Origin of the sequence: Streptomyces sp. NPDC057010, assembly GCF_042673805.1 — a bacterium.
In the GTDB taxonomy this organism is placed as follows: Bacteria; Actinomycetota; Actinomycetes; order Streptomycetales; family Streptomycetaceae; genus Streptomyces.
Genome location: NZ_JBHUSC010000123.1, coordinates 1,885 through 2,717, shown reverse-complemented (window position 1 = coordinate 2,717; position 833 = coordinate 1,885). Strand labels below are relative to the sequence as shown.

Genomic DNA, 833 nt, shown 5'->3' with positions numbered 1-833 from the left:
GTATAGGCCGAGACCTGACCGGTCAGTCAACGTCAGATCAGGTCTCGGACAATACGACCGCTCGTTGCCAATGGCGGTGATCGACTGCGGATTCAACCCGTCTGTTGATGTCCGGGCAGAACTGACCCACTAGAGCTGGAAATTTTCATCGAATTTTGACCCACGTGATTGAATGCTCTGCTCAATCTTTGAGCAGGGGATACAAAGGTGATCACGGTGGGTATATTGGCCAAGATCAGGCGGATGTATTTCCGCGAGAAGGTCCCGTTGCGCGAGATTGCGCGGCGTACGGGCCTGTCCCGAAACACGGTGCGCCGCTGGCTGCGGCAGACTGATGCCGTCGAGCCGAAGTATCCGAAGCGCGTCAGCCCGAGCGTCATCGACGACTGGGCCGCACAGCTGACAGGTTGGCTGCGTGCCGACAGTCATCGCCCGAAGCGTGACCGGCGCACCGCCCGGTTCATGTTCGAGGCGATCCGCGCCGAGGGTTACGCCGGCAGCGACGGCCGGGTGAGCGCGTTCGTCAGGCGTGGGCACGAGGAGCAGGCTGAGGCGCCTCGCAGGCAGGCCTTCGTGCCGCTCGCCTTCGAACCCGGCGAAGCCTTCCAGTTTGACTGGAGCTGCGAATACGCTTTTATTGGCGGGCTGCGGCGACGCCTGGAGGTCGCCCACGTCAAACTTAACTCCAGCCGCGCGTTCTGGCTCGTCGCCTATCCCACACAGAGTCACGAGATGCTGTTCGATGCGCACGCCCGCGCGTTCGCCGCGTTCGGCGGCGTGCCGCGGCGCGGCATCTACGACAACATGAAGACCGCCGTGGACAAGGTTGGCCG

1 protein-coding gene is annotated in these 833 nt (G+C 62.8%); it reads left to right on the top strand.

Going from position 1 to position 833, the window contains the following annotated elements:
* Positions 1 to 243 precede the first annotated feature (243 nt).
* Positions 244 to 833 (top strand): IS21 family transposase (gene istA, locus ACFTXQ_RS36515; protein WP_382649957.1); only part of this gene is annotated, 590 nt, incomplete at its 3' end.